The sequence below is a fragment of the Streptomyces polyrhachis genome, assembly GCF_042663125.1.
Taxonomy (GTDB): Bacteria; Actinomycetota; Actinomycetes; order Streptomycetales; family Streptomycetaceae; genus Streptomyces; species Streptomyces polyrhachii.
The window spans coordinates 59,528-84,327 of record NZ_JBHSZO010000023.1 but is presented as its reverse complement, the minus strand read 5'-3'; the positions used below and the strand labels follow the sequence as shown (position 1 = coordinate 84,327).

Sequence of the window (24,800 nt, the reverse complement as noted above, 5' to 3'; positions counted from 1 at the left end):
GTGTTGCTACGCTGAACCGGTGAGGATTCCCAGCGCTGCTGGCATCCGCGGCCTGCATGAGAAGTACGCGCCGCACCAGGAAGCGTTCGATCTCGTCTACACGCACTGCGAGATCGTCGCGTGTATTGCGCAGGAGATCATCACCGCATCCGGCGCCGACGTCGATGCGGACCTGGTGCGCGTCGGCTGCCTCCTGCACGACATCGGCGTCTACGCCCTCTACGACAGCGACGGCCGGCTGGACCACGCGAACTACGTACGCCACGGCCTCCTCGGCCACCAGATCCTCCGCAGTGAAGGACTCCCCGGGTCGCTGTGCCGATTCTGCTCGTGCCACACCGGCGTAGGACTGACGGAACGCGATGTGACCGAGCGGGGCCTCCCGCTCCCGCCCGCCGACTATCTGGCGGAGAGCGCCGAGGAACGAGTGGTCATGTACGCGGACAAATTCCACCTGTGGCCCGCAGTGGGTGATGAGGCAGGTGGCGAGGCTGAAGAAGGCTGAAGGGGCCCCTGCGGTGGTTGCGGGCCCGGGGCCCCGTCAGCCGCCCAGCAGTCGCTCCCCCAGATCGCTTCGGCCGTACAGGACCACGCGGCCGACGCGGGCGCGGGTCACCAGGCCGGTGGTGCGCAGGGTAGCGAGGTGCTGGGAGACGGCGCTCGGGGTGATCGACAGGCGGCGGGCGAGGGTGGCGGTGGTGGTGGGGGTGTCCAGGGCCGCGAGGACGGCGGCCTTGCGGGGGCCGATCAGGGAGCCCAGGGCGTCCGGGGCGGGGGCGGTGACCGTCTCCCACAGGGTGGCGACGCCCCGGGCCGGGTAGGCGACGCGCGGTACGTCACCGATGGGGGCGGTGGCCCTGCGGCCGAACAGGGTCGGGCACAGGGTCAGGCCCCGGCCGGACTCCACGCGGTGTGGGGCTGCCATGCGGTGCAGGCGCAGAATCCCCGAGTCCCACTGCACGTTGGAGTGGAGGCTGCCGAAGAGCGCGGCGGCACCGCCCTCTGCCAGGAGCTGGGCCCGGTGCAGGATGTCCGCCTCCAGGACCCCGCGCATGCGCGGCCAGTGAGGGGCGAGGGCCAGATGCCAGTACGACTCCAGGATGTCCGCGATGCGGTCGCGGACCTCTGCGGGGGTGCCTTGGAGGGCGGGCGGGAGCTCTTCGTCGCGGTAGGCGGCCGCGAGGTCCGCCGCCACCGTCGCCGGGTCGGTGCGGCGGACCGTCGCCAGTTCCTCGGCCAAGTCCGGCATCCGGGCCAGCGGGCGGGGTGTGATGAAGTCCGGCAGCCAGCGGCGCCGGCTGACCAGGGAAAGGAGCAGCTCCGTGTCCAAGGCGGGCAGGTCGTCGCGGATCAGGCGCAACCAGCGCAGGTGAAGCGGGAATTCGCCCGGGTAGTGCAGCGCCCACAGACTGAACGAGGTCTCCTGCAGCGGTGAGATCGCGAAGCGCACATGGGCCAGGTCGTCCACGTTCAGGAACATCTCGATCATGCCGCGAGCCTAATGGATTTAGGCGTCGGCTAAATGTCTACCTCGTGTGCCGTGCCGGGCGGTGGACTGATCAGCATGTTCCTGCCTCCCCCCGGGCCCCTGCGGGCCTATGCCGTCATGTCCTTCTTCGACTCGCTCGCCCGTGGCGTGATGCTCGCGGGCGGCGTCCTCTACTTCACCCGAGTCGTCGGCCTCGGCGCCGTTCAGGTCGGGGTGGGGCTCTCCGTCGCCACCCTCGTGGGGCTCTCGGCGTCGCTGCCCACCGGGGCGCTCGGCGACAGGATCGGTCACCGAAGGCTCCTCGTCGGCCTCCATGCGGCGCGGGCCGCGCTGCTCGCGGCGTATCTGCTCGTCGACTCGTTCCCCGTGTTTCTGCTGGTGGTCGTGCTCGCCGGGCTCGCGGAGAACGCCGTGGAGCCAGTGCGGCAGGGCTGCCTGGGCACCCTGACCACGCCCGGCAACCGGGTCGAGACCCTCGCGTACAACCGGGTCGTGCACAACGTCGGTATCAGCCTCGGCACCCCCGCCCTGGGGGCCGCGCTCGTCGCCGGGACCGCGTTCGCCTTCCGGCTGCTCATCGTCTTCGGAGCGTTGGGCATCCTGGTCGCCTGTGCGGCGGCGGCCCGGCTGCCCGATCGCCGTCCGGAGAAGTCGCCCGGCGGCAGCCTGATGACGGTCCTGCGCGACCGGCCCTACCTCGGACTCGCGCTCCTCAACGGGCTGCTGAGCCTGCACAGCGAACTCCTGGAGATCGCCGTGCCGCTGTGGGTCGCCGAGTACACCGGCGCGCCGGAGTGGACCGCGCCCCTGCTTCTCCTCGTCAACGTCTTCCTCGCCATCGGCTTCCAGATGCGGGCCGGACGCGGCGTCACCGAGGTCGGCTCGGCGGCCCGCGCCATGCGGCGGGCGGGTCTGGCCGTGCTCGGCTGCGCCCTCGCGTTCGCGACGACCGGCTCGCTGCCGTCGCCGCTCGCAGTGGCCGTACTCGTTGCCGCGGTCACCTTGCTGACGGTGGCGGAGCTGTTCCAGTCGGCGGGCTCCTGGTCGCTCTCGTACGAACTCGCCGCACCCGAACGGCTCGGCGAGTACCAAGGTGCCTGGAACGTCGGCACCCAACTCGGCCGCGCAGCCGGCCCGTTCGCCATCACTCTGGCCCTGAGTGGCCTCGGTGCGGCCGGCTGGGTCGTACTCGGTCTGACGTACGCGGCGGCCGCGACCCTCGCCCTTCCACTGGCCCGACGCGCGGCGGCGACCAGGCCCCGGGCGACCGCGGTCCAGAACAGCCTCAGAGTCAAGGGGTGAGCGGGCTGGCCAGGTCGGGGAGCGGTCCGGTTCGTCACTGGGGGTTCTTCGGCTCAGGGCTCTGTGTTCCTCGCGTGGGGCTGGGGGCGGGAGCGGGGAGTGTGAGCACGGCGGCCAGGCGTGCGATGGAGGCGATGTCTCCTTCTACCTGGACGTCCCCTTCGGTGATGGCGTCGGCCAGGGTGCGTCCGCCGTAGACGACGCGCGCGAGCGCGGAGGGCTGTGCGGTGATGACGGCGTCCGGGTCCTGTTGGTGGCCCCGCTCGGCGTGCAGGGCGTTGTCGGCGATGACGACCCGGAAGACCTCGGCGTCGATGTGGAGTTCGTATCGCCCTTGCATGCCCTGGGCGCGGCCGGGGTCGAAGTTGGTGCGCAGGCCGAGGATGAACGACGTGGCGCTCAGGTGGGCGGTGCGGTCGTGGTGGGGGGAGCGCAGGGCCCATCGACCCAGTGCCCGTACGACCGGTTCGAGTTCCCGGCCCCAGGCAGTGAGTTCGTAGGCCTCCGTAACTGCAGGCGCCGGCAGGCGCTGCTTGCGCACGAGGCCGGAGGCCTCCAGTTCGGTGAGGCGCTGGGCGAGCACGTTGGTGCTGATGCCGGGCAGGTCGGACCGCAGTTGGCCGTACCGCTTGGGGCCCAGCAGGAGTTCGCGAACCACCAGCAGTGCCCATCTCTCGCCGACGAGGTCGAGGGCGTGGCCCGTGCCGCATGCGTCGTTGTAGCTCCGTCGCGTCGCCATGCCGCCAGTCTACCCGTGAACTTGCTAATCAGAAGTAGATACTTGTTTTTTAAAATCTCTATGGCTACCTTGATCACATCACCGACCGACAGCACGTTGCCCGACCGAGAACTGAGGAACCACAGATGCGTACTCTGATCAGCTCCGCCTTCATCTCCCTCGACGGCGTCGTGGAGGCCCCGGGCGGCGAGCCCGGCTACCGGAACTCCGGATGGACCTTCAAGGACATCGAGTTCCTCCCCGAGGCCTTCGAGATCAAGGGCCGGGAGCAGCAGGAGGCCGCCGCGATACTGCTGGGCCGGACCAGCTACGAGGCGTTCAGCCCCGTCTGGCCGGACATGGAGGACTTCGCCCAGTACAAGGAGATGCCGAAGTACGTCGTCTCCGCCACCCTCGGCGAGGACGGCCTGGTGTCGAACTGGGGCGAGCAGACCATCCTGCGCTCGCTCGACGAGGTCGCCGCACTGAAGGAGACCGAGGGCGGCCCGATCATCGTCCACGGCAGCGCCACCCTGAACCGGAGCCTCTCGGACGCCGGCCTGATCGACCGCTACCACCTGCTCGTCTTCCCGCTGCTGCTCGGCGCGGGCAAGCGCCTGTTCAGCGGCACGGACAAGGACACCCAGAAGCTGAAGCTGGTCGAGCACGAGGCGTACGCCAACGGTCTGCAGAAGCAGGTCTTCGACGTCGTCCGCTGATGCGGCGGGACCGCGCGGCGGTCCATGCAGGTCAGGCTGCCTGCGCCAGGCAGTCCGGGATGATGGAGCAGAAGACCCGATCGTGTGGGAATCGCGCTGTGGAGTGCGACGTGTGCGGGCGTTCGATGTGGCAGTGGCAGTGGCAGTGGCAGTGGCCGTCGGCCGTCGGCCGGGGCCCGGCTGAGGCTGTTGAGCTTGGCGGTGGCGGCGTCGAGGGTCACCTGGAGTCCCTCGACTTCTCCGAGCCGGCCGTTGCCGCGCGCTTCGCGGATGCGTTCGCGGAGGCGTTATTGCTCTTGGACGGCACGATCTGGAGCAGTGGGACGATCTCGCCGGTGTGTCGGAGGGTCTCGATGGCTGCCCAGGCCCAGAAAGCGTCATCTTCGACGACGCTCTGGTTGATCCGGCGTCCAGTGTTGCCGACCTCCTTGATGTGGACGTGCTGGGAGCCGTGATCCAGGCGACTGGGGACCTGGTTGACCTTGGGCAGAATGCGCAGGTAGCGGGTGCCCTCGTGCTCGAATACCTCTTCGGAGGGGGTGGCTCGGGCAGCTGCCGGTAGCGCGGCTGCTTCGCGCCGGACGCGCTCGGCGGTCTCCAGCAGGACCGGCAGGTGAAAAAGGCGTTCGCGGACGCGCTGGTGCATCCGGGTTTCCGCTGACGGCCTCATGGCCGGGGCGCCGGACGATCCGCACTCGCCGCGACGCGGCTACCTGCCGTCGGCGCCAGGCGCCGCGGCGGCCGGCGGAGCAAGCCGCCGCAGCGCCTCCTCCACCTCCGCGCGCCGTTTCCCGTCCTCGGAGCCGGTGGAGAGCGCGAGTGCCGTGCGGTAGGCCGCGACCGCCTCGTCCGTACGGCCCGACCCGCGCAGCACGTCTCCCAGATCCCGCGAGACGCGCGCGGTGCCGGCCCGGTTGCCGACGTCCTGGAAGCAGGCCACCGCCTCCCGCAGCCGCGCCGCGGCCTCCTCCCGACGGCCCAGCAGCGCAAGGGTGTTGCCCAGGTTGCGGCTGGTGCGTCCCTCGCGCTCGCGGTCGCCGGTCTCGCGCATGAGGTCGCGGGCCCGTACGTGCGCGGCCACCGCCTCCTCGTAGCGCTTCAACCGCTGCAGGGCGATGCCCAGGCTCCCCCAGGCGGTGGCCTCGCCGTGCCGGTCGCCGATCCGGCGCGCGGTGTCGCGGGCCAGCTCCGACAGGGGGACCAGCTCGGCCAACTGGCCGCACCCGACGAGGTATTCGGCCAGCAGTACGGGAAGCGCGACGGTGAGCCCGGGACGGTGGACCTGCGCGGCCCGGGCGGCGGCCAGCAGGGTGGGCCACTCCTCGTCGAGCCACCCCACGGCGGCGGCTGCGCTGGTGAACACCCGTGGTACGTCGGGCCGGTGGCGCCCGGAGCGGGCGGCCGCGGCGCCGCGTACCAGCGTCTCGTAGTGGTCCAGCAGCGCGACCGGGGCGTCCTGCGGATCGAGCCCGTACAGCCACAGCGCCGTCGCGTCCCCCCGGCGGGGCGCGAGCAGGTCGGGCAGCGATCCGGGGTGGGTGGGCAGGCGTTGGGCCAGCAGGCGCCACAGCCCGGGGCCCGAGCGGGCGGCGGCCGCGGCCAGCAGGGACGCGCACGCGGCGTGCCACTCCGCGTCGTCCACCGTGCGCCCGTAGTCCAGCGCGGCCCCGGCGGGGCGCGCCGCGGCCAGTACCTCGTCGGCCTTCAGGGCCCGCCCCGCGCGCACCCGGCCGATCACCGCGGGGGCGCGGTGGGGGTCGGCGTCGACCACGCGGGCGGGGAAGGGGGTGGGCTCGGGCAGGACGGCCAGGGCCGAACGAGCCAGCACGCTGCCCTGCCCGGCCAGGGTCAGGCGCAGGTGCCTCGACATGCCGGCGGCGAGGACGGCGGGGAAGCGCGCCCGCGAGGACAGGGCGCACAGCACCCCCTCGGGCAGCGGATCCCTCTCGTGGGCGGCGATCAACTCCTCCCAGGGGGTGCCCTGTTCGGGGAGGGTGGTGTCGAGTACGTGCTGCGCTGCGACGGCGTCCGGGTGGGCGCGCAACTCGGCGACCAAATCCTCGGCCGGCGCGCGGGGCGGCCGGCGGGCGGCGAGCAGCCGGCGCAGGTGCGGCTCGGTGACGGCGCTGCGCTCCAGTCTCGCGTCGAGGCGCTCGTCCCGCCCGTACAGCCACGCCCGCAGCTCGGGCGGACGGTAGTGGATGTCCCAACTGCCCAGGGCCCACCGCGCGTACGGGGCCCGCGGCGCGAGGCCGGCCCCGTGCATGCGCTCCAGGGCGTGGACCAAGACCTCCTCGCGCATCCGCACGCCGCGCAGGGTGTACGCGGCGGCCTCCTCCAACTCCGCGTCGTCCAGGGCGGCGAGGAGCGCGGTGAGGACGGCAGGCGGCGCCTGGGCCAGGACGCGCAGGTCCAGGGGGAGGCGGTGGCGGGGCGGGCGGGCGAGACGGGGGAGGAGCGAGGTCAGGGGGCCCGCATGCCCACGCAGCCGCTCGGCCGCGACCAGCCACGCACGCCGGTCCTCGCCCAACTCCGCCCGCAGCCACACCCCCAGCGCGTCCCACAGGGCGTACAGGGCGGCGCGCCGCGCGGAGTCGAAACCGTCGGCGGCGCGCAGGAGTACGTCGACGCGGCTGGTGGCGCGCAGCGCCTGGCCGGGGTCGCCGGTGGCCAGCAGGTGGCGCAGCAGGGAGAAGCGCACCTCGCCGGTGTGCGGCAGGAGGAGGCCGCGCACCGGGTCGGGAAGCGCGGCCTTGCGGTGCGTCAGGCGGTTGGCCGCCGCCGTGGACCAGGGCGTGAGCAGCGCGAGGGTGAGGTCTTCGGGGCAGTCGGGGCGCCCCAACAGCGCGCGCAGCTGCTCGACTTGCCGAAAGGGCTCACGCCGGTGGGCGTCGGCCACGGCGGCCCAGTCCACCGGAGCGCCGGCGAGGAGGGCGTCGCCCTCGTCGACCGTACGGCAGGCACGCAGCGCCCCCGACGGGTCCACAGAGGGCGCCACGGGCCCGGCCGGCGTCGGCTCCTCGTCCGCCACCGCGACCGCCCCGGGCGCCAGGCAGTCCGCCCCCGCGGCGGCCAGCCCCGTACCGGCGAGTTCGGCCAGAGCGGCAGGGCGCTGCGCGGCGGGCAGCAGACAGGCGGCCCACCGCAGAAGGTGCACGTAATGCGCGGCCTGATGAGCCTCCCGAGGCACCGCCCGCCGACCCACCCGGTCGCCCACCTGCCCGCCCAACTGCCCAGCCCCCACGCCGTTTCCACCACTCTCGATCACCGGTTGATCGTAGCCACCACCACCCGCCCACCTCCCGGGAGCCCACCGACGGGCTGGCGGACCGGGCAGGTGGCACCTCCCCTCCCGGTTCCCACCTATGCGCGAACGTGCATTTTTTAAAGCCTTACGAACAGCTCTTGTCGTCCGCATGGGTAGTCCCGCCCCGGCTACCTCAATGACCGGGTCATGTACGACTGGCCGGCGAAGATCGCCGTGCCGTTCGCGGCCGAGGCGGGCATCACCCCGAGCTGGGGCTTCGGCTACGGATCGGTCGGCTTCACCGCCACCAACAACAAGGTCGACAAGAAGCGCATACCGACCCTGCTCCAGGTCATGGACTACCTGAGCGCCCCGTTCGGCAGCGAGGAGCGCCTCTTCCTCGACAACGGCCTCGAAGGCACCCACCGCACCCGTGACAAGAACGGCGACGTGGTCCTGAACCAGAAGGGCAACTACTTCTCTCACACCTTCGCCAACAAGGGCCCCTCTGCCAGCGACGAGCTCTACACCGGCATCAAGGACATCCTCCCCAAGCGGCGCCGCACCGCCGGCGACGCCATGCGCCGCGAGTACGAGAAGGCCATCGCGAAGGGCGGCAAATGACCGACGACCTCCGGATCGGAGTGATCGGTCTCGGGCTGCGCGCCAACCCCGCGGTCGCCGCGCACGACCTCGACGTCGTGCACTGGCTGGCCGGCGGCTACACCAGCCGCGTCAACGCGCTCGGCGACCTGATGCTGTACGGCGGTCTGCCGCGCCGCGCGCCGGTGGACAACGGCGTGATCGCCGCGTACCAGCAGTGCCACTTCAGCCCCGACTACGTCCGCAACTACACCGTCATCGGCACCGAGGGCCGACTGGAGAACTTCGGCGACCGCCCCGGCGGCGAGGTCCGGGTGTGAACACCGGCCCCACGTCGTACCGCTCCGACGCCGACATCATCCACCGGGTGCCCGAGGCGACGGGCTCGCACGGCGGCGCCGACAGCCGGATCATCGCCGAGTTCTGCCGCTTCGCCCGCGACGGGGGCAGCACGGACACGTCACCCGTCGCCGCGCGGATGAGCGTGGCAGCGGGACACATGGCGACCCTGTCACTGCGCGACGGCGGCACTCCGTACGATGTGCCGCCGCTGGACCCGACGTTGGCGGCGTACTTCGCCGCCGGGCAGGAGCGGAGGAACTGACACCGGCCGGGCCGACAGCCGACGCACCTGAGCCGACCGACCCGGCACCGGGGCTCGGCGCGATACCGGGCCCGTACCGCCCCGTGGTGGGCGGCCACACCATCGACGACCCGGTCACCACGTACGGCATGGCGGTGGTCGAACTCGCGTACCCCGCCCACCTGTTCGCGATCGGCAACCTCGCCGACGGCGACCGGCTCATCCGGCGGCCTGCTCATGGCCGTATCGGAGCCTGAGCAGGCGCACCGCGTCGTGCGCCAGGACGCGGTGGCCGCCCCGGCAGTACGCCACGATCTCTCGATCAGAGGGAAGCGCGGCGATGTGCTCGGCCAGGGCTGTGGTCAGACCGAGGCCGGCTGCACGCGCCAACGACTCCACGGTCCGCTCGCCCTGAATGAGCAGGTCCACTCGGACCAGCTCAAGCCGCCTACCGCCCCAGTACCGTGGCTGCGCATGACCCACGCTGAAACGGAGATCACCGCAGACCTGGTCCGCGACCTCCTGCAGGAGCAGCATCCAGACCTTGCCGGGCTGGCCATCCGCGAGGTGGCGGGCGGCTGGGGCAACCACATGTGGCGCCTCGGCGACGAGTTGGCCGTACGCATGCAGCGCATGGACCCCACCCCGGAACTCCAACTCAAGGAGCGCCGGTGGCTACCCGTCCTCGCCCCGCGCCTGCCGCTCCCGGTGCCCACGCCCGTGCGGTTCGGCGAACCGTCCGAGCGCTTCCCCAAGCACTGGACGGTGATGACGTGGGTTCCCGGCGAGCCCCTGGACCACGGCTCGATCAGCCGCGGCAGCCACGCGGCCGACACACTGGCGGCCTTCCTCCGGGCACTCCACGTGCAGGCACCCGCCGAGGCGCCGATCGCTACGGACCGCGGCGCCCATCCCAGGAACTGCACGGACGGCTTCGAGAACCTCCTCCAGGCCGTCGCCCCCGACGACACCGCCGTCGCCGACACCGCCCTCGACGTCCGGGCCGTCCGGGCCGTCCGGGTCGTCTGGGACGACGCCGTCGCGGCCGGCGCGTGGGAGGGCCCGCCGGTGTGGGTGCACGGCGACCTCCACCCCGCGAACGTCGTCGTCGCGGACGGAACGCTCTCAGGCGTCATCGACTTCGGTGACATGTTCGCCGGCGACCCGGCGTGGGACCTCGCAGCCGCCTGGGTGCTACTACCCGCGGGCACCGCCTCCCGGTTCTTCGACACGTACGGGCGGGCGGACGAGGCGTCGATCCGGCGCGCCCGCGGGCTGGCCGCGATGAAGAGCCTCTTCCTGATGCTCATGGGACAGAACGGAGACCAGGGCCTACCCGGCGGCAAACCACACTGGGGACCCGCAGGCCGAACGGCACTCGATCGCGTCCTGAAGGGGTGCTGACGCACCCCGATGCACCCCGGTGCACTGGAGTTCGGCGCCCCCGAGCGGCCGTTCGGCTGGAGTCCTGGTCCACTGCCCCCGTGGGATGCCGCCGAGCGATGGTCCGCCCAGGAGGAGGCGTAGATGGAACTCCCCGGAGGGGACCTCGCCCTGGAGAGCATCGACGGCGGATGGGAGGAGTTTCCCCTTGTCCACGATCAAGGGGAAACTTCAATCATCGGCTCACCCCTTGGCCTGCGCGGAGAACGTAAGTGCGGTGGGCCTCCGGGAGTGTGTGGGCACGGAAGCCGTCAGCTGACAGGAGTGGGTACGTCGCCACACGCGGCACGCCTGGCCGCGGCCGGAATATGGGTCGATGTCAGGATCGCGGGACGGGATGATGGGACTGGACGGGTTCCGTGAACGGCCCGAGGAGGCCGTCCAGTTCGGCGACGGTGGCTTCGGCGTCTGTGTGGTGGATCGTACGGATGCCCAACGCCCTCAGCCACCTGCGGGTCGCCCCCCCCGCGCGGTCAAGGACGGCCTGCTCAGCGCCCCGTACCCGAGCGCGACCGCGACTTTCGACGGCGGCACCCTGGCCTACCTCACCCGGCGCAGGAGCCCGCACACGGCACCCGACGGCGCCACGCTGTGGGAGTTCGGCGCCATCGCCCACGGCGACCACCGCGACGAGCTCCTCGCCCGGGTCATCGAGGAGATCCGCGTGTGGGACCGGGAACGACGCGGCCAGGACGTGCGCTTCGAGGCGCACCCGGTGGACGCGGAACTGGCGGAGGAGGGGCCGGGGTGGTTCGTGTTCGACAACAAGCTCAACCAGATCGTCATCGAGTGGCACTGACGTGGACGCCTCCCGCATAGCGAGAACCTTCCCCCTCGTCGCCCGGCCGCGCCCGACCTGCCCTCCCCTGGAGGAGCGGGTACGGAGACTCCACGCCCAAGCGGTCTCCGCCGCGTCCGAGCGGCAGGGGGAAGGCAACATCACCCCGGCCGTCGCGGTGCTGAACCTCGCCGCGCTCATCGCCAGCGACTGCGGCGACCCCCACCTCGCCCGCCGGCTGTGCTGGGAGCACGCGGACGCCTTCCTCGCGATCCACCCGCTGTCGGCCCGCCATGCCCGCTTCGCGCTCGAACCCGTGGTGAACCTGGCCCGCCTCCAGATCCGCGACGGGCAACCGCTCGCCGCCTACCAGCTCCTCGACCGGCTCTACCGGACGGTACGAGCCCGCTCCACCGCGGTCATTGCCGATCGGGAACTCGCACTGCGCGACCTCACCGCCACCACCGAGGACCAGCAGGCGGTGTGCCAGTGGCTGTGGACGGTCGTACTCGCCGACGGGACACGCGCACTGGCCGGCGCCGGGAGATGGAGCGAGGCCCACGAGCACGCACACCGACACCAGGGCATCGGCGACCGCCTCCTCGACGGCCGCCAAGTAGCCGTTCTCGCCGGGGTATTCGAGGGAAACCCGGCGGACGCGTTGACGCTGCTGGAAGCCAGCCGGGTAGACGAGCCATGGGAGCAGGGCGTCGCCGGCTGCCTGCGCCTGCTGTGCCATCACCGCCTCAACCGCCCCACGCCCCGCGCCGCCGCACGGGCTGTCCTCCATTACCTGGAGAGCGTCCCCGAGCCAGGACTGATCGTCTTCCGCACCCGCCTCGCCCTCACCTGCCGAACCCTGACCGCCACCGCCCACCCCGACATCACCGACAAGCTCACCCACCCGCTGATCCGCGAAGTCCTGGAAAGCGGCGACGGCTACGCGGCACGGGAAGTCCTCCGACACCGCGCCGTACGCCACCACCTCAAACCCTCCGAGACCGCACGCCTGATCCACACCGTCCGAACCGCCGGCCTCGGGCCCAACGCGATGCCCGACGAACTGCGCCGCACGCTGCTGGAAGCCGCACGCCTCAGCGCCGGCGTCGTGAGCAGAGCAGTGAACTCAGCTGTTAATCAAGGCGATTGAGCTGTCCGCGCACCGCCCTAACCTCGAAGGTATGACCACCCCCACACCCTCAGCCGGCCTGTCCCTGGCGGCCGTCGCCCCCATCGTCGAAACCCGCATCCTCGTGGACACCGTCCAGACCTACCGCCCCGGCCCACCCGTCCTGGACCCCGCCTCGGGCGAGTACGTCCCAGGCCCCGACACGATCACCTACGAAGGCGCCGGCGCGGTGTTCGGCGCGGGCGGCCCCGGCCTGGTGCTGTCCCTGGAAGGCCAGGCGTACGCCGACGACACCCGCAACCGCTACCGCCTCCTCACCCCCCTGTCCGCACCCCTCGCCACCCGCGACGACCGGGTACGCGTCACCACCGCCAGCCAGGACCCCGGCCTCCTGGGCCGCGTCTGGCGCGCCCTGGACATCTCCGACGCCAACAGCCTCACCGTCGTACGCACCACCTGGCTGGACGAGGCCACCCCGACGGCCGGGGCGTGAACGGATGCCCGTCGACCTCACCCAGGCCCGCACCGACCTGGAAGCTCTCCTGACCGACATCGTGCGCGTCACCCGCGCCACCGTCCAACCCCGCCTCGACCCACACACGGGCGAACCAGAGCCGACCCCGATCCAGGTGGTGTACGAGGGCCCAGGCGCGGTCCTCTCCACGCACGGACAGATCGCCTTCGCCCAACTCCTGGGCGTCGACTGGCTCTCCCAGGGAGCCGCCTGGTACCGCCTCGTCACTCCGGCGACAGCGCCGATCGCACTACCGGGCGACGTGGTGGAAGTTCCCACCGCCACCGGAGGTCTGGCGACCCGCTCCTGGCTGGTCGACGATGCCACAGAGGCGTCGACGGTGGAGATCTGCCGGGCAACGAGGTTGACAGAGCGGCAACTTACGTTGCTTCCGTGAGCATCCCAGATTGGGTGACCGGGGCGGCCTCGCGATACGCCTGAGCGAGCAGATCGCTGCAGGGGCAACCGTGGGACCGCGCATCGTCTCGGCAACTACGCCCGTCACCCCGCCGGGCGGACGCTGTTGGTTCCTGGGCAGTGGGGTCTCCGGCACCGACGCGGTCTGTCCCCTCGTGAAGAGCAACATCGTCGCAGGCGCAAAGGTCATCAAAGTCATGTAGACCGGTGTGCTCACCAAGCGAGCGCCAAGGTCTGGGAATCGCAGTTCGCCCACGCAGAACTGGCAGCCCTCACGAGATGGTTCGTTGGATCTGTTCACCCAGAGTAAGACTGTGCACTGGCCAGTCGATCGTGTTGGTCGAACTGAACTACGAAAGAACGGAGTTGAAGGAACGATCGGGAGTTTGCTGGCCGGTGGGGCTGCTGCCCACGGCGGGCTTCATGAGATACATCACATGAGGTGGTGTGTATATCTATGCACACACAACGGAAGAGTTGTTCGGATTTATCCCCCCTTGATCTTCCTCTTACTTGGGTCTTACTGTGCCGCGTCTTGTACGTTTCTGCAGGTAGTGAGGGTGGGGGCATGGTTTCGCGGCTACGTGGGCGCCGGTGGCGTTCGGCGTCCAGGGCGATCGGATTGGCAGTCTCAACGGCAGTACTGGGTGGTGGAGTGGGCCCCATCGCGATGCAGGGGGCGGCTTCGGCGGCCTCGCTGACGTCTGCTCCTACTGAGCTGTCGGCGTCGGCTCTGGCTGCTGACAGCGGGGAGCGGGTAGAGGTAGTAACTCTGCGTGATGAGTCTGCGCAGACCTTCGCGAATCCGGACGGGACGTTCACGCTGGAGCAGGCCACGGTCCCGCAGCGGGTGAAGGCTTCGGACGGTTCGTGGGTGGAGCCGGACGCCACGCTGGTCAAACGCTCTGACGGCCGGATCGGTCCGAAGGCTGCGGTCGTGGATGTGTCGTTCTCGCCCGGCGGCAGTGGTGAGGGGATGCTGCGCCTGGCCAAGGGCGGGCAGTCGATGGCGTTGGCGTGGCCGCAGGTGCTGCCGGAGCCGGTGTTGGACGGGGCGACGGCGACCTATCCCGAGGTGTGGGATGGGGTGGATCTGCAGCTGACCGCGACGGTCGAGGGCTACCGCGAGGTACTGGTGGTCAAGTCCGCGCAGGCCGCGGCCAATCCGGCCCTTGAGCAGATCCGGTTCGAGGCGTCGATGGAGGGCCTTGAGCTGCAGCCGGGTGCGGGTGGCGGCGTGCGGGCCGTGGACGGTGACGGCAACGCGCTGTTCAAGGGCGCGGCGGCGGTGATGTGGGACTCCTCCGGCCCCGATGCCTCCGATGCTGCGGGCGTTTCCGGTATGACCACGCAGATGACGAGCGTGGTGCCGGTTCAGGACGAGCCGGAGCCGGTGGCGGAAACCGTGCCGGGTGAGGGCGATGAGACCGCGGTGATGCCGGTCAAGGTCGCCGCCGATTCCCTCGAGGTCAAGCCGGACCTTTCGCTGCTGCGTGGAACCGACACCGCCTACCCCGTCCTGGTGGATCCAGCCATCGGGCTGAGCCTGTCGGAGCGCACCGTGCTGTCCTCCGACGGCGACAAGTTCTACGATTTCAATGGGGATTACGGGGTGGGGAACTGCTCGCAGGCCGGCCCTTACTACTGCGGCAGCAACTACACCAACCGCATGTACTTCGAGTTCTCCCCGACGGGACTGTCGGGCAAGTACGTGTTGGACGCGACCTTCCGTGCCTATGAGACGTGGTCGTTCGACTGCAACGCGCATTGGGTGGACCTGGAGCGCACCGACAACATCGGCGAGGGAACTCGCTGGCCGGGGCCGCCCCAGCTGGATCAGATGGGGGACCGGTATGTTTCGGCCGGTCGAGGGGGTGAGTGCTCGCCGTCGCAGCCGGACTCGTGGATCGAGTTCAACGACAACCCGGAGGAGACGGACGAAAACCTCAAGAGCACGGTTCGTTCCTTCGCGGACGGAAAGATCTCCCGGCTGACGTTGATGCTGCGCGCGAAGGACGAGGGCGATGCCTCGGCGTGGAAGCGTTTCGATGACAACGCCGTGCTGTCGGTGACGTATGTGGCCAAGCCGGGTGTGCCGACGAGTGTCGGCCTGATCCCGGGCAGCGGTACCACCGCCTACTGCAAGACCTCTTCCTCCGATCCGCTGGTCGTCACCCGGCTGGATCCGCTGGTGCAGGCGCGGGTGCAGACCCTGGTGCAGCCGGCCTCGGGTGAGGACAAGGGCAACCTGCAGGCCGAGTACATAGTGGAGCGTTCCGATACCGACCAGCCAGGCACCGCCTGGCACTCGGTGTGGAGCGGTCACCGGCCGGAGACGGGCTGGGTGGAGGACGGCACGCTGATGCTGCAGCGGATGAACGAGCGTGCGGACGGCGGCCTGTACCGCTACAAGGCGCGCACCCAGTCCAACACCTCCTTCAACGGCTCCGCCGTCAACCTGTTCTCCTCGTACTCGTCCTGGTGCTACTTCCGGGTGGATGTCACCGCCCCGAAGGCGCCGCAGATCACCTCGCTCAGCCCGTACACCGAGTGCACCGCGACCGCGTGCGCAGGCAACGGCGGCCCCGGTACCAAGGGGACCTTCTCGTTCAAGCCCAACACCGCGGACACCGATGTGATCGCCTACCGGTGGCGGCTGCTGACCTCCAGCGCGGCCAAGGAGATCAGCGGGGACAACCCCAGCAGCAGTACCGATGACGTGCATGTGGTGGAGAGCCAGGAGGTAGTTCCGGGCACCGCCGGCGAGCAGGTGCTCACAGTGGAGGCCAAGGACGTACGCCAACGCTGGGGCACCCCGGCCGAATACCACTTCAAGGTCAAGCCCGGGGCAGGAGCGGTAGGACGCTGGCACTTCACCGATGACACGCCGGCGGACGCGCCCGCGAAACTGACCAAGGACACGGCAACCGAGGGACTGCGCCACGACGCGACACTCTCGACTGCCTGGTCGACGTTCTCCACCCTGGGCCGACGCGGCAACCCCGATGACTCCCTGTGGTTGGACAGCTCCGATCCGGCCGCGCAGGGTTATGCAGCCACCAGCACCCCGCCGATCAATACTCGGGACTCCTTCACCATTTCGGCGTGGGTCAACATGAGCGACGCCTCCATCAATAGAACGGTGCTGACAGCTCCGGGCAGCGCCACCAACGCCTTCACGCTGTACTACTCCACGGCCTACAAGGCGTGGGTGTTCAACCGGACCGACAAGGACCAAGCCGCGCCGGTCTACATCCGTTCCATCGCCGAGCGGCAGAACCCGCCGCTGAACGTGTGGACGCACCTAGCCGGCGTCTTTGACACAAAGGGTGACAGCGACAAGTCCAACGACACGATCCAGCTGTTCGTCAATGGTCGTCCGCAGGGCCAGCCGGTGAAGTTGTCGGCGTCCGCCTCTACATACGAGCCATGGATCTCGAACATGGGTATGCGGTGGGGACCGTCGATTGATTCGGGTATCGGCGGCGCGTACTTCCGCGGCCGAATCGATGAGACCGCGGTCTGGCAGCGCGCACTGACGGTGGACGAAATCCACCAGGAGGCGGCGCTGACAGAGGACAGCGCACCGCTGACGGAACTGGTTGCGCACTGGAACGCGGCTACCTCCAGCGGCACCACCATCAAGCAGTCGTCCGGCTACCCCGCAGCCCCGGCGATGACCTTGTCTCCTTCTGGTGCGGTGATTGACGAGGTGAACAACAACGTCACCTTCGACGGGGCTGCCGGCTATGCGAGGGCGACCGGCCCGGTGGTCGATGAGACCGACTCGTTCACGGTCACCGCCCGCGTGGAGTTGGACTCGGTGAAGTGGGCGGCCAAGCCGGTCGGATACCAGGCCATCGTGGCCGGTCAGCGAGCCGGCACGGCCGGCGAGTCATCCTGGGCGATCTGGGCGGAGAAGGACGCGAACGGTATCTACTGGTGCTTTGGCCGCTCAGCGGTCGATTCCACCGGCAAACTGATCAAGTCCGCCCGCATCGAGACCAGGGAGTTTGCCGAACTGGACACGTGGGTGCAGGTCACCGGGGTCTTCGACGCCCACCAGTTGGATGCAACCCAAAGCACCGACAAGTACGGCGTGTCTCATCTGTATGTCGGCGAGTACGACGAGCCGCAAGGCGACACCGCCGGCTTCGATGCCATCCAGCAGGGTTCCGGTGATATCTCCGCCGGTCGGGGCACGAGTGGCAGTACCACGGGTCGCTACCTGCCCGGTGGGCTGGAGGAGATCCGCGTCTGGTCCGGTGCGATGGACGTCAACCAGGTCTACGCGAAGATCATCGCGCCACCGCCGAACTGACACCACCCTGCGCCAGGGGCGCGGCTACCCGGCCGCGCCCCTGCTCGGGCATTCCCCCATGCACTTCCTCCACCTCCCGTAGAGACCCGGGACCGCTGTCTGGCGGGCCCGAAACGCGTGCGGTCGTCGAATACCGCATGCCACGCATCATCGGCATCAACCGACAGGGAAGAAAATGACCACCCCTTCAGCCAGACCGGGGCGCTTCGCCAAGCGCCTGGCGGGCGCCTTGGGACTGGCCATGCTGCCGGGGCTTCTCGCCCCCAGCGTGGCCTCCGGCGCCGAGGCCCTGGGCCGACCCGATCTGAAGACACCCCCTTCCGCTAAACTCTCCCCCTTCGCCGCCCAGGCCAACGCCAAGGCCGCCGCCGAGGCGGCCAAGGGCCAAAAGGCGCTGCGGGAGGACGCCGCGCGCGCCCGCGCTCACCAGGAACGCTCGGTGACGTGGCCGTCCGCCGGCACCACCACATTGCGCATACCTGCCACCGGCAGCAAGAGCGGCAAGGCGGGCACACTGCCCGTTACCGTCTCGGCACCCAAGCCCTCCGCGCTGACCAAGACGGCTAAGACAGCCAAGTCAGCGAAGGCGGCGCAGTCTTCGAAGGTGGCTGAGTCGGTCGAGGTGCGGGTGCTGGACCAGGCCGCCGCGAAGGCAGCCGGGGTCAAGGGCGTGGTGCTGGCCGTGACCGGCCCGACCCAGGGCGGGACCGCCCAGCTCGACGTCGACTACTCCGCCTTCGCCGCCGGCTACAGCGGCGACTGGGCCGGGCGTCTGCAGATGGTCTCCCTTCCCCAGTGCGCGCTGGCCACACCGGAGAAGAAGAAGTGCCGTACCCGGGAGGAGGCGGAGTTCACCAACCGGCGCGAGGCGGAGAAGCTCACGGCGCCCCTGTCCTTCACCGCCGCCTCCGGCGGGCAGGTGCAGTTGTTCGCGCTGACTGCCGGCACCCAGTCCGGTGGCGGTGACTACAAGGCCACCGCGCTGTCGGCTTCCTCCACCTGGGAGGCGGGCGGCTCCTCGGGCGCCTTCACCTGGTCCTACCCGCTGCGCGTGCCGCCCTCGGCGGCCGGCCCCAAGCCGGAGCTGTCGCTCTCCTACAACTCCGGTGCGGTGGACGGCCGTACGGCCAACACCAACAACCAGTCCAGTCAGATCGGTGAGGGCTTCGACCTCACCTCCTCCTACATCGAGCGCCGCTACGGCTCCTGCGACGACGACGGCCAGGACGGCAAGAACGACCTGTGCTGGAAGTACGACAACGCCTCCCTCGTCCTCAACGGCAACTCCACCGAACTGGTCAAGGACGACGCCGATGCCACCGGTAACACCTGGCGGCTGAAGAACGACGACGCATCCAAGGTCGAGCACCTCACCAGCGCCAACTACGCCACCGGCTCCGGTGACGACAACGACGAGCACTGGCGCATCACCACCGGTAATGGCACCCGGTACACCTTCGGCATGCACAAGCTGCCCGGCGCCGCGGCGGGCACGGTGACCAACTCGGTGTGGACGGTCCCCGTCTTCGGCGACGACTCCGGCGAGCCCGGCTACAGCTCGGGCAGCAGCCTGGCAGGGCGCTCCAAGACGCAGGCATGGCGCTGGAACCTCGACTACGTCGAGGACACCCACGCCAACACCATGTCGTACTGGTACAAGACGGAGACCAACAACTACGACACCCTGGGTGACGACTCCACCGGCACCCCGTACATCCGCGGCGGCTACCCCTGGTACATCCTGTACGGCCAGCGCGCCGGATCCATGTCGGCCTCCAACAAGGTGTCCTTCACCACGGCCGAGCGGTGCGACGCGAGCGGCACGGGATGCGACTCGCTGACAGATGTCACGCGGGACAACTGGCCCGACGTGCCGTTCGACGCGATCTGCAAGGACGGCGACAAGTGCACCGGTAACACCGGGCCGTCGTTCTTCTCCCGCAAGCGCATCACCGACGTCGACACCTTCTTCTGGGACGCCGCAGCAGCCACCCCCGGCTACGCGGCTGTGGACAGCTGGGCGTTGAACCAGACCTATCTGGATCCCGGTGACACCGGCGACAGCACGGATCAGTCGCTGTGGCTGTCCTCCGTGCAGCACGTCGCGAAGCACGGCACCGACATCACCACCGAGCCGGTGAAGTTCACCCACACCTGGCTGGTCAACCGCGTCGACGGCGCTTCCGACGACATGCTGCCGCTGACCAAGCCACGGGTACGGACGGTCCTTTCCGAGACCGGCGCGCACACTGTCGTCAGCTACCTGACCTCTGACTGCACCGCCGCCGGGGCCAAGCCGGCCCTCGACAACAACACCAAGCGCTGCTATCCGGTGAACTGGGCGCCCAACGGCGGCGACATCACGCGGCTGGACTGGTTCCAGAAGTACCCGGTCTCCGCGGTGACCACCACCGACACCGCCGGCGGCTCCGAGCCGATCACCCACAGCTACACCTACAGCGGGCCGGGCTGGCACTACAACGACGACCCCTTCACCAAGGAGAAGGAGCGCACCTGGTCGTCCTGGCGCGGCTATGAGCGCGTCACCCACCTCACCGGGGTGTCGACCGCCACCCAGTCCAAGACCCTGACCATCTACATGCAGGGCATGCACGGCGACCGCAACGTCGACGGCACGACCGACACCGTCAGCGTTACCGGCATCAAGGCCCCCGCGGCCACCGACTACGACCATCTCGCGGGCTTCGTCCGCGAAAGCATCACCTACAACGGCGCGGCCACCGTCACCGACACCGTCAACAGTGTCTGGGCGAAGAGGACCGCCACACAGCACAAGTCGTACGCCGACACCGAGGCGTACTTCGTGCGTACCTCCGCCACCCACACCCACACCCAGGTGACCTCCGGGCTCAACCCCACCGACCGGATCCGCCGGGTCTACACCAGCTACGACGACGTCTACGGTCTGCCCTACAAGGTCGAAGACCAGGGTGACGACGCGGTCACGGGCGATGAGAGCTGCGCGTACACCTGGTACGTCCACAACACCGGTGCATGGGTGATCGGCAAGCCGATCCGAGTGCGCACGGTCGGCAAGGCGTGCACCGTGGCGACCGCGGACCTGGACCTTCCGGCAGACGCCACCCGTTCCGGCGATGTCATATCCGACGTCGCCACGGCCTACGACAACCTCACGTGGTCGGCGAGCCAGCAGCCGACCAAGGGCGATGTGACCTGGACCGGCCGCGTCATCGGGTACAACACCACGACCGACGGAGCGATCTGGCAGAAGACCACCAGCAGCACCTACGACACCCTCGGCCGGATCAAGAGCGTCGCGGACACCAACGGCCAGACCACCGCGACCACCGACTACACCCCCGCCGCCGGCGGCGCGTTGACGTCGTTCACCGTCACCAACGCCAAGGGCCACGCCACCGTCACGGAGACGGACCCCGCGACGGGGACAGCGCTGAAGGTCACCGACCCCAACAACTCCATTACCGAATCCACCTACGACGCGCTGGGCCGTGTCAGCCAAACCTGGCTGCCCAACCGCTCCCGCCTGGGCGGCAAGACCCCCAACTACACCTACGCCTACCAACTGGGCGTCTACAACGAAACCACCGGAACCTCCACCCCCTCCTGGGTGTCCACCAGCGCACTCAAGGGCGACGGCTCCGGTTACAACACCGCCTACGAGTTCTACGACGCCGCCCTGCGCCCGCGTCAGGCCCAGACCCCGTCCCCCACCGGTGGGATGCTCGTCGGCCAGACGCTCTACGACGAACGCGGCCTGGCAATAACCACCGAATCGGACATCTGGGACAGCACGAAGAGTCCATCCAGCACCATGGTGGAGGTCGACACCGGACAAGCACCCGTCTCCGTTCGCACCAGCTACGACGGCGCGGCGCGTCCGATCAAGGCGGAGACCTACACCTCCAGCACCCCGCGCTGGACGACGACCAGCACCTACACCGGTGACACGACCACCACCACGGCCCCGGCCGGCGGCCAGGCGATAACCACGGTCACCGACGCGCGTGGCCAGACGGTCGAGCGGCGCGAGTACCCGGCGCCCACCGCCACCGGCACCCCGGCGACCACCACGTTCACCTACACCCCCGGCGGCCAGCAAAAGACCATCACCGGCCCCGACAACAAGTCCTGGTCCTACGCCTACGACCTGCACGGCCGCCTGGACATCGCCTCCGACCCCGACAAGGGAGCCTCCGACACCGACTACAACACCCTCGACCAGGTCACCCAGACCAGTGACGCCGAGGGCCGCACCCTCCTCTTCGAATACGACGTACTGGGCCGTAAGACCGGCAGCTGGCAAACCTCCAAGACCGATGCCAACAAGCTCGCCGCCTGGAGTTTCGACACCCTGAAGAAGGGCCAGCTCGACAGCTCCACCCGCTACGACGGCGGCACCGCAGGCAAGGCGTACACCGACAAGGTCACCGCCTACGACGCGATGTACCAGGTCACCGCCAACGAACTGACCCTGCCCACCACCGACCCACTGGTCGCCGCCGGCGTCCCCTCCACCCTGGCCTTCACCACCGGCTACCGCCTGGACGGCTCCATCAGCCAGCACCGCGAACCCGCGGTCGCCGGACTCGCATCCGAAGCCGTCTCCTACACCTACAACGCCACCGGCCAGCAACTCACCGCCAAGGGCACCACCGGCTACCTCCAAAACGCCGCGTACTCACCCCAAGGCGACCTGCGCCAGCTCACCTTGGGCACCGCCACCACCGCCGGCAAGTGGATCTACCTGACCAACGACTACGAGGCCGGCACCCGCCGCCTGACACGCTCCTACGCCACCGACGACGTCAACGCGTACATGACGCAGGAGCTGAAGTTCACCCAGGACGACGCCGGCAACGTCAAGTCCATCTTCGACGCCACCACCAACGGCGGCGCCACCAAGGCCGACTACCAGTGCTTCACCTACGACGGCCACCGCCGCCTGGCCGAAGCCTGGACCCCCAAGACCGCCGACTGCGCCAGCAGCGGGCGCACCACCGCCAACCTCGACGGCGCCGCCCCCTACTGGAACTCCTACACCTACAACAGCGCAGGCCAGCGCCTGAAGGACACCAAGCACACTGCCAGCGGCGACACCGTCACCGACTACACCTACGGCACCACCACCGGCCAGCCCCACCCGCTGGCCAAGACCACCACCGGCGCCACCGTCAAGAACTACACCTACGACGACACCGGCAACACCCTCACCCGCCCCGGCACCCAGGCCACCCAGACCCTGACCTGGAACACCGAAGGGAAACTCGCCAAAACCACCGAACCCGCCGCCGGCACCAAGCCCGCCAAGGGCACCAACTACCTCTACGACGCGAGCGGTGAACTCCTCATCCGCCGCCCCACCACCACCGACGGCGAAACCGTCCTCTACCTCGGCCAGACCGAAGTCCGCCTCAACACCACGGGCGGCGGAGCCACCAAGGCCCTGACCGGCACCCGCTACTACACCGCCGCCGGCCAGAACATCGCCGTGCGCACCACAACCACCACCAGCAACACGCTGGACTTCCTCACCGGCGACCACCACGGCACCATGAGCCTCGCTATGGACGCCACCACCCTGGCCGTCACCAAGCGCTACACCACCCCCTTCGGCGCCCCCCGCGGCACCACCACCGGAGGCCCCTGGCCCGACGACAAAGCCTTCCTCGGCAAACCCGCCGACACCGGCACCGGCCTCACCCACATCGGCGCCCGCGAATACGACCCAGGCATCGCCCAATTCATCAGCGTCGACCCCATCCTGGAAAGCGACAAAGCGCAAACCCTCAACGGCTACAGCTACAGCATCAACAACCCGCTCACCTTCTCCGACCCCACGGGCACAAAACTTGGATGCGGCGGAATTTTTGCAGAGGGATGCCCCAAGACGAAGCCGGGGCCTCCGTCCAAGCCCGATGGAGGAGATGGAGGTACGCATCCCTGCAACAGCAACTGCGGTGGTGGTGGTGGCGGCCTTGTTGGTGCTAGCGGTGGTAGCGAAAATTCGGGGCCGACAGTAAATCTCTCTCCCCCAGGCGAACTCCCCGAGGGGTTTGAAGAGATATACTACAGAGAGTTGGCTCTTGGGGAGAAGGCAATCGGTGGCGCATTGTTGACTTCATACGAAATCGGAGTGGCGGGTGTAAACGTTTGCGAGCACTATAAGATTTCATGCTCCGAAGCAATTTTCGACTATTTCATGGATATTTGGTATTCGGATCTTCATCAATTCGCAATCACTGAACTTGGTCCGATTGGTGGAGGTTCCATCAGTGTTCGAGGGTACACGAAGGCAGCCATTTCTGGATACGGGCCAAAGCTTCCGCAAGTAAAAGTCAGCTTCGGCTGTAATTGCTTCCGGGCTGGCACAGATGTCCTCATGGCCGATGGAACCGCCAAAGACATCGAGGATGTGAAACTTGGCGACAAGGTCATGGCCCGCGATCCAGAGACCGGCGAAGAAGGCGCTCGCGAAGTAACTCGCCTGATCGCCACGGAAGATGACAAGCACTTCAATAAACTCTCCGTAGCTACCGAAGAGGGAATCGAGCCCCTCACTGCGACTCACGAGCACCCATTCTGGTCCCCATCTGAGAACCGCTGGGTCGAAGCAGGCGACCTCCGTCCCGGCATGAGTCTCCTCACCGACGAGGAGGAGACAGTTCTGGTAACGGCCAATAAGCCGTACACCCTGCACGCTCGCACTTACAATCTCACGGTCGACGACCTCCACACGTACTATGTGCTGGCGGGCGAAACTCCGGTACTCGTTCATAACAGCAACTGTGATGTTGCTGGCCGAGGGCTTTGGCAGCTAACCAAGGAAGGCTCGACGAAACTCCTAAAGGGAGGCCCGTTCAAGACCACCTTCTATAAGAGTGCCTCGGACGGTACTTGGTGGACTCCGGACGTGACCGGCCACGGTGAATCGGCGTTCAAGGTCTATCGGGAGACCAGTAAGGGCTTCGAATGGATCTCGGATGCCGATAAATACGGCGACTACATGCCGGACAAGTGGAAGGGCGATACGGGTAAATTTATACCGAACGGCAATTTGCGGGGTGTCAAGAGATGATCGAGACTGCCGACGAGTTCGTACGGCTGCGCAACAGCTCAGATCCACAGGAATGCCGCAGGACGGCAGTTGAGGAGGCGCCCGCGCAGGTATGGGTGGAAGTCATCGATCGATATCCGGAAGAACGGGTGGCAGTTGTCCAGAACAAGACGGTGCCGTTGGCCGTTCTGGAAATACTGATCGACGACCCAGATGCTCGCGTCCGTTTCATGGTGGCCATGAAACGGAAACTGTCGCCGGACCTTCTCGAGCGCCTCGCTCACGATGTGGACGAATCGATCAGAATGAGGGTCGCGCAGCACAGGAATACGTCGAGGGAGACATTGGAATCCCTTCGGTACGACCCCTGGAGCGAAGTTCGCGCGGCTGTGGACGACCGACTAGGCGGCACCGGCAGCGATCCCCTTTGAGGTGAGTCGATCGGCCTGAAGAGCCCCACCGAGTTGTGTTTCGGTGGGG

16 protein-coding genes and 2 pseudogenes are annotated in these 24,800 nt (G+C 68.7%); 14 read left to right on the top strand and 4 right to left on the bottom strand.

What is annotated here, in order from left to right:
- Positions 1 to 19: 19 nt before the first annotated feature.
- Positions 20 to 454, top strand: a pseudogene (locus tag ACFQLX_RS16150) (HD domain-containing protein); the annotation flags it as partial.
- An 87-nt stretch (positions 455 to 541) separates the two neighbouring features.
- Here the strand turns inward: ACFQLX_RS16150 and ACFQLX_RS16145 are convergent.
- Positions 542 to 1,489 (bottom strand): ArsR/SmtB family transcription factor, encoded by a 948-nt coding sequence (locus ACFQLX_RS16145; RefSeq protein ID WP_386415644.1) that lies wholly within the window; start codon positions 1,487 to 1,489, stop codon positions 542 to 544.
- 75 nt (positions 1,490 to 1,564) lie between these two features.
- Here ACFQLX_RS16145 and ACFQLX_RS16140 point away from each other — a divergent pair, with 75 nt between their 5' ends.
- The gene (locus tag ACFQLX_RS16140; protein WP_386415642.1) at positions 1,565 to 2,791 is read left to right on the top strand and encodes an MFS transporter; all 1,227 of its coding nucleotides are present in this window, start codon (positions 1,565 to 1,567) and stop codon (positions 2,789 to 2,791) included.
- A gap of 34 nt (positions 2,792 to 2,825) precedes the next feature.
- On the opposite strand, the gene ACFQLX_RS16135 is transcribed toward ACFQLX_RS16140, so the two are convergent.
- On the bottom strand, positions 2,826 to 3,530 hold the full coding sequence (locus ACFQLX_RS16135; protein ID WP_386415639.1) for a winged helix-turn-helix transcriptional regulator: 705 nt from the start codon (positions 3,528 to 3,530) through the stop codon (positions 2,826 to 2,828).
- A 125-nt stretch (positions 3,531 to 3,655) separates the two neighbouring features.
- Here ACFQLX_RS16135 and ACFQLX_RS16130 point away from each other — a divergent pair, with 125 nt between their 5' ends.
- A complete protein-coding gene (locus tag ACFQLX_RS16130; protein ID WP_386415637.1) occupies positions 3,656 to 4,228 on the top strand; it encodes a dihydrofolate reductase family protein in 573 nt (190 codons plus the stop codon).
- A 217-nt stretch (positions 4,229 to 4,445) separates the two neighbouring features.
- Here ACFQLX_RS16130 and ACFQLX_RS16125 read toward each other — a convergent pair whose 3' ends face one another.
- Both ACFQLX_RS16125 and ACFQLX_RS16120 read right to left on the bottom strand, forming a co-directional pair.
- Entirely contained in the window at positions 4,446 to 4,874 is a 429-nt protein-coding gene (locus ACFQLX_RS16125; RefSeq protein ID WP_386415635.1) for a hypothetical protein, read from the bottom strand.
- A 63-nt stretch (positions 4,875 to 4,937) separates the two neighbouring features.
- Positions 4,938 to 7,496 (bottom strand): tetratricopeptide repeat protein, encoded by a 2,559-nt coding sequence (locus ACFQLX_RS16120; RefSeq protein WP_386415633.1) that lies wholly within the window; start codon positions 7,494 to 7,496, stop codon positions 4,938 to 4,940.
- A 186-nt stretch (positions 7,497 to 7,682) separates the two neighbouring features.
- On the opposite strand from ACFQLX_RS16120, the gene ACFQLX_RS16115 reads away from it, so the two are divergent.
- The 11 genes and pseudogenes from ACFQLX_RS16115 (at position 7,683) to ACFQLX_RS16065 (ending at position 24,751) form a co-directional block, all read left to right on the top strand.
- Positions 7,683 to 8,099 (top strand): hypothetical protein, encoded by a 417-nt coding sequence (locus tag ACFQLX_RS16115; protein ID WP_386415631.1) that lies wholly within the window; start codon positions 7,683 to 7,685, stop codon positions 8,097 to 8,099.
- A gap of 56 nt (positions 8,100 to 8,155) precedes the next feature.
- A pseudogene (locus ACFQLX_RS16110) lies at positions 8,156 to 8,682 on the top strand (gfo/Idh/MocA family oxidoreductase); the annotation flags it as partial.
- Positions 8,683 to 8,768: 86 nt separating this feature from the next.
- The gene (locus ACFQLX_RS16105) at positions 8,769 to 8,918 is read left to right on the top strand and encodes a hypothetical protein (RefSeq protein ID WP_386415630.1); all 150 of its coding nucleotides are present in this window, start codon (positions 8,769 to 8,771) and stop codon (positions 8,916 to 8,918) included.
- A gap of 217 nt (positions 8,919 to 9,135) precedes the next feature.
- Positions 9,136 to 10,065: an aminoglycoside phosphotransferase family protein gene (locus ACFQLX_RS16100; protein WP_386415629.1), complete on the top strand. Its 930-nt coding sequence runs from the start codon at positions 9,136 to 9,138 to the stop codon at positions 10,063 to 10,065.
- Positions 10,066 to 10,420: 355 nt separating this feature from the next.
- Positions 10,421 to 10,903, top strand: a complete 483-nt coding sequence (locus ACFQLX_RS16095) for a class I SAM-dependent methyltransferase (RefSeq protein WP_386415626.1) — start codon at positions 10,421 to 10,423, stop codon at positions 10,901 to 10,903.
- A 1-nt stretch (position 10,904) separates the two neighbouring features.
- A complete protein-coding gene (locus ACFQLX_RS16090) occupies positions 10,905 to 12,032 on the top strand; it encodes a hypothetical protein (protein ID WP_386415624.1) in 1,128 nt (375 codons plus the stop codon).
- Between the two features lie 31 nt (positions 12,033 to 12,063).
- Entirely contained in the window at positions 12,064 to 12,504 is a 441-nt protein-coding gene (locus tag ACFQLX_RS16085; protein WP_386415623.1) for a DUF6093 family protein, read from the top strand.
- A 4-nt stretch (positions 12,505 to 12,508) separates the two neighbouring features.
- On the top strand, positions 12,509 to 12,922 hold the full coding sequence (locus ACFQLX_RS16080) for a DUF6093 family protein (RefSeq protein ID WP_386415622.1): 414 nt from the start codon (positions 12,509 to 12,511) through the stop codon (positions 12,920 to 12,922).
- Between the two features lie 675 nt (positions 12,923 to 13,597).
- Positions 13,598 to 17,263, top strand: coding sequence for a laminin G domain-containing protein (locus ACFQLX_RS16075; RefSeq protein WP_386415621.1), 3,666 nt, complete (start codon positions 13,598 to 13,600; stop codon positions 17,261 to 17,263).
- A gap of 175 nt (positions 17,264 to 17,438) precedes the next feature.
- Complete coding sequence (locus ACFQLX_RS16070; RefSeq protein WP_386415620.1) at positions 17,439 to 24,341, top strand: polymorphic toxin-type HINT domain-containing protein; 6,903 nt, start codon at positions 17,439 to 17,441, stop codon at positions 24,339 to 24,341.
- Positions 24,338 to 24,751 (top strand): hypothetical protein, encoded by a 414-nt coding sequence (locus ACFQLX_RS16065; protein ID WP_386415618.1) that lies wholly within the window; start codon positions 24,338 to 24,340, stop codon positions 24,749 to 24,751. The genes ACFQLX_RS16070 and ACFQLX_RS16065 overlap by 4 nt, the downstream gene beginning before the upstream one ends.
- Positions 24,752 to 24,800 lie beyond the last annotated feature (49 nt).

Bases quoted from the DNA above. Each gene is read 5' to 3' on its own strand.
- ACFQLX_RS16145 (WP_386415644.1), bottom strand. From the start codon at position 1,489: ATGATCGAGATGTTCCTGAACGTGGACGACCTGGCCCATGTGCGCTTC.
- ACFQLX_RS16140 (WP_386415642.1), top strand. From the start codon at position 1,565: ATGTTCCTGCCTCCCCCCGGGCCCCTGCGGGCCTATGCCGTCATGTCC.
- ACFQLX_RS16135 (WP_386415639.1), bottom strand. From the start codon at position 3,530: ATGGCGACGCGACGGAGCTACAACGACGCATGCGGCACGGGCCACGCC.
- ACFQLX_RS16130 (WP_386415637.1), top strand. From the start codon at position 3,656: ATGCGTACTCTGATCAGCTCCGCCTTCATCTCCCTCGACGGCGTCGTG.
- ACFQLX_RS16125 (WP_386415635.1), bottom strand. From the start codon at position 4,874: ATGCACCAGCGCGTCCGCGAACGCCTTTTTCACCTGCCGGTCCTGCTG.
- ACFQLX_RS16115 (WP_386415631.1), top strand. From the start codon at position 7,683: ATGTACGACTGGCCGGCGAAGATCGCCGTGCCGTTCGCGGCCGAGGCG.
- ACFQLX_RS16100 (WP_386415629.1), top strand. From the start codon at position 9,136: ATGACCCACGCTGAAACGGAGATCACCGCAGACCTGGTCCGCGACCTC.
- ACFQLX_RS16095 (WP_386415626.1), top strand. From the start codon at position 10,421: ATGTCAGGATCGCGGGACGGGATGATGGGACTGGACGGGTTCCGTGAA.
- ACFQLX_RS16085 (WP_386415623.1), top strand. From the start codon at position 12,064: ATGACCACCCCCACACCCTCAGCCGGCCTGTCCCTGGCGGCCGTCGCC.
- ACFQLX_RS16080 (WP_386415622.1), top strand. From the start codon at position 12,509: ATGCCCGTCGACCTCACCCAGGCCCGCACCGACCTGGAAGCTCTCCTG.
- ACFQLX_RS16070 (WP_386415620.1), top strand. From the start codon at position 17,439: ATGACCACCCCTTCAGCCAGACCGGGGCGCTTCGCCAAGCGCCTGGCG.
- ACFQLX_RS16065 (WP_386415618.1), top strand. From the start codon at position 24,338: ATGATCGAGACTGCCGACGAGTTCGTACGGCTGCGCAACAGCTCAGAT.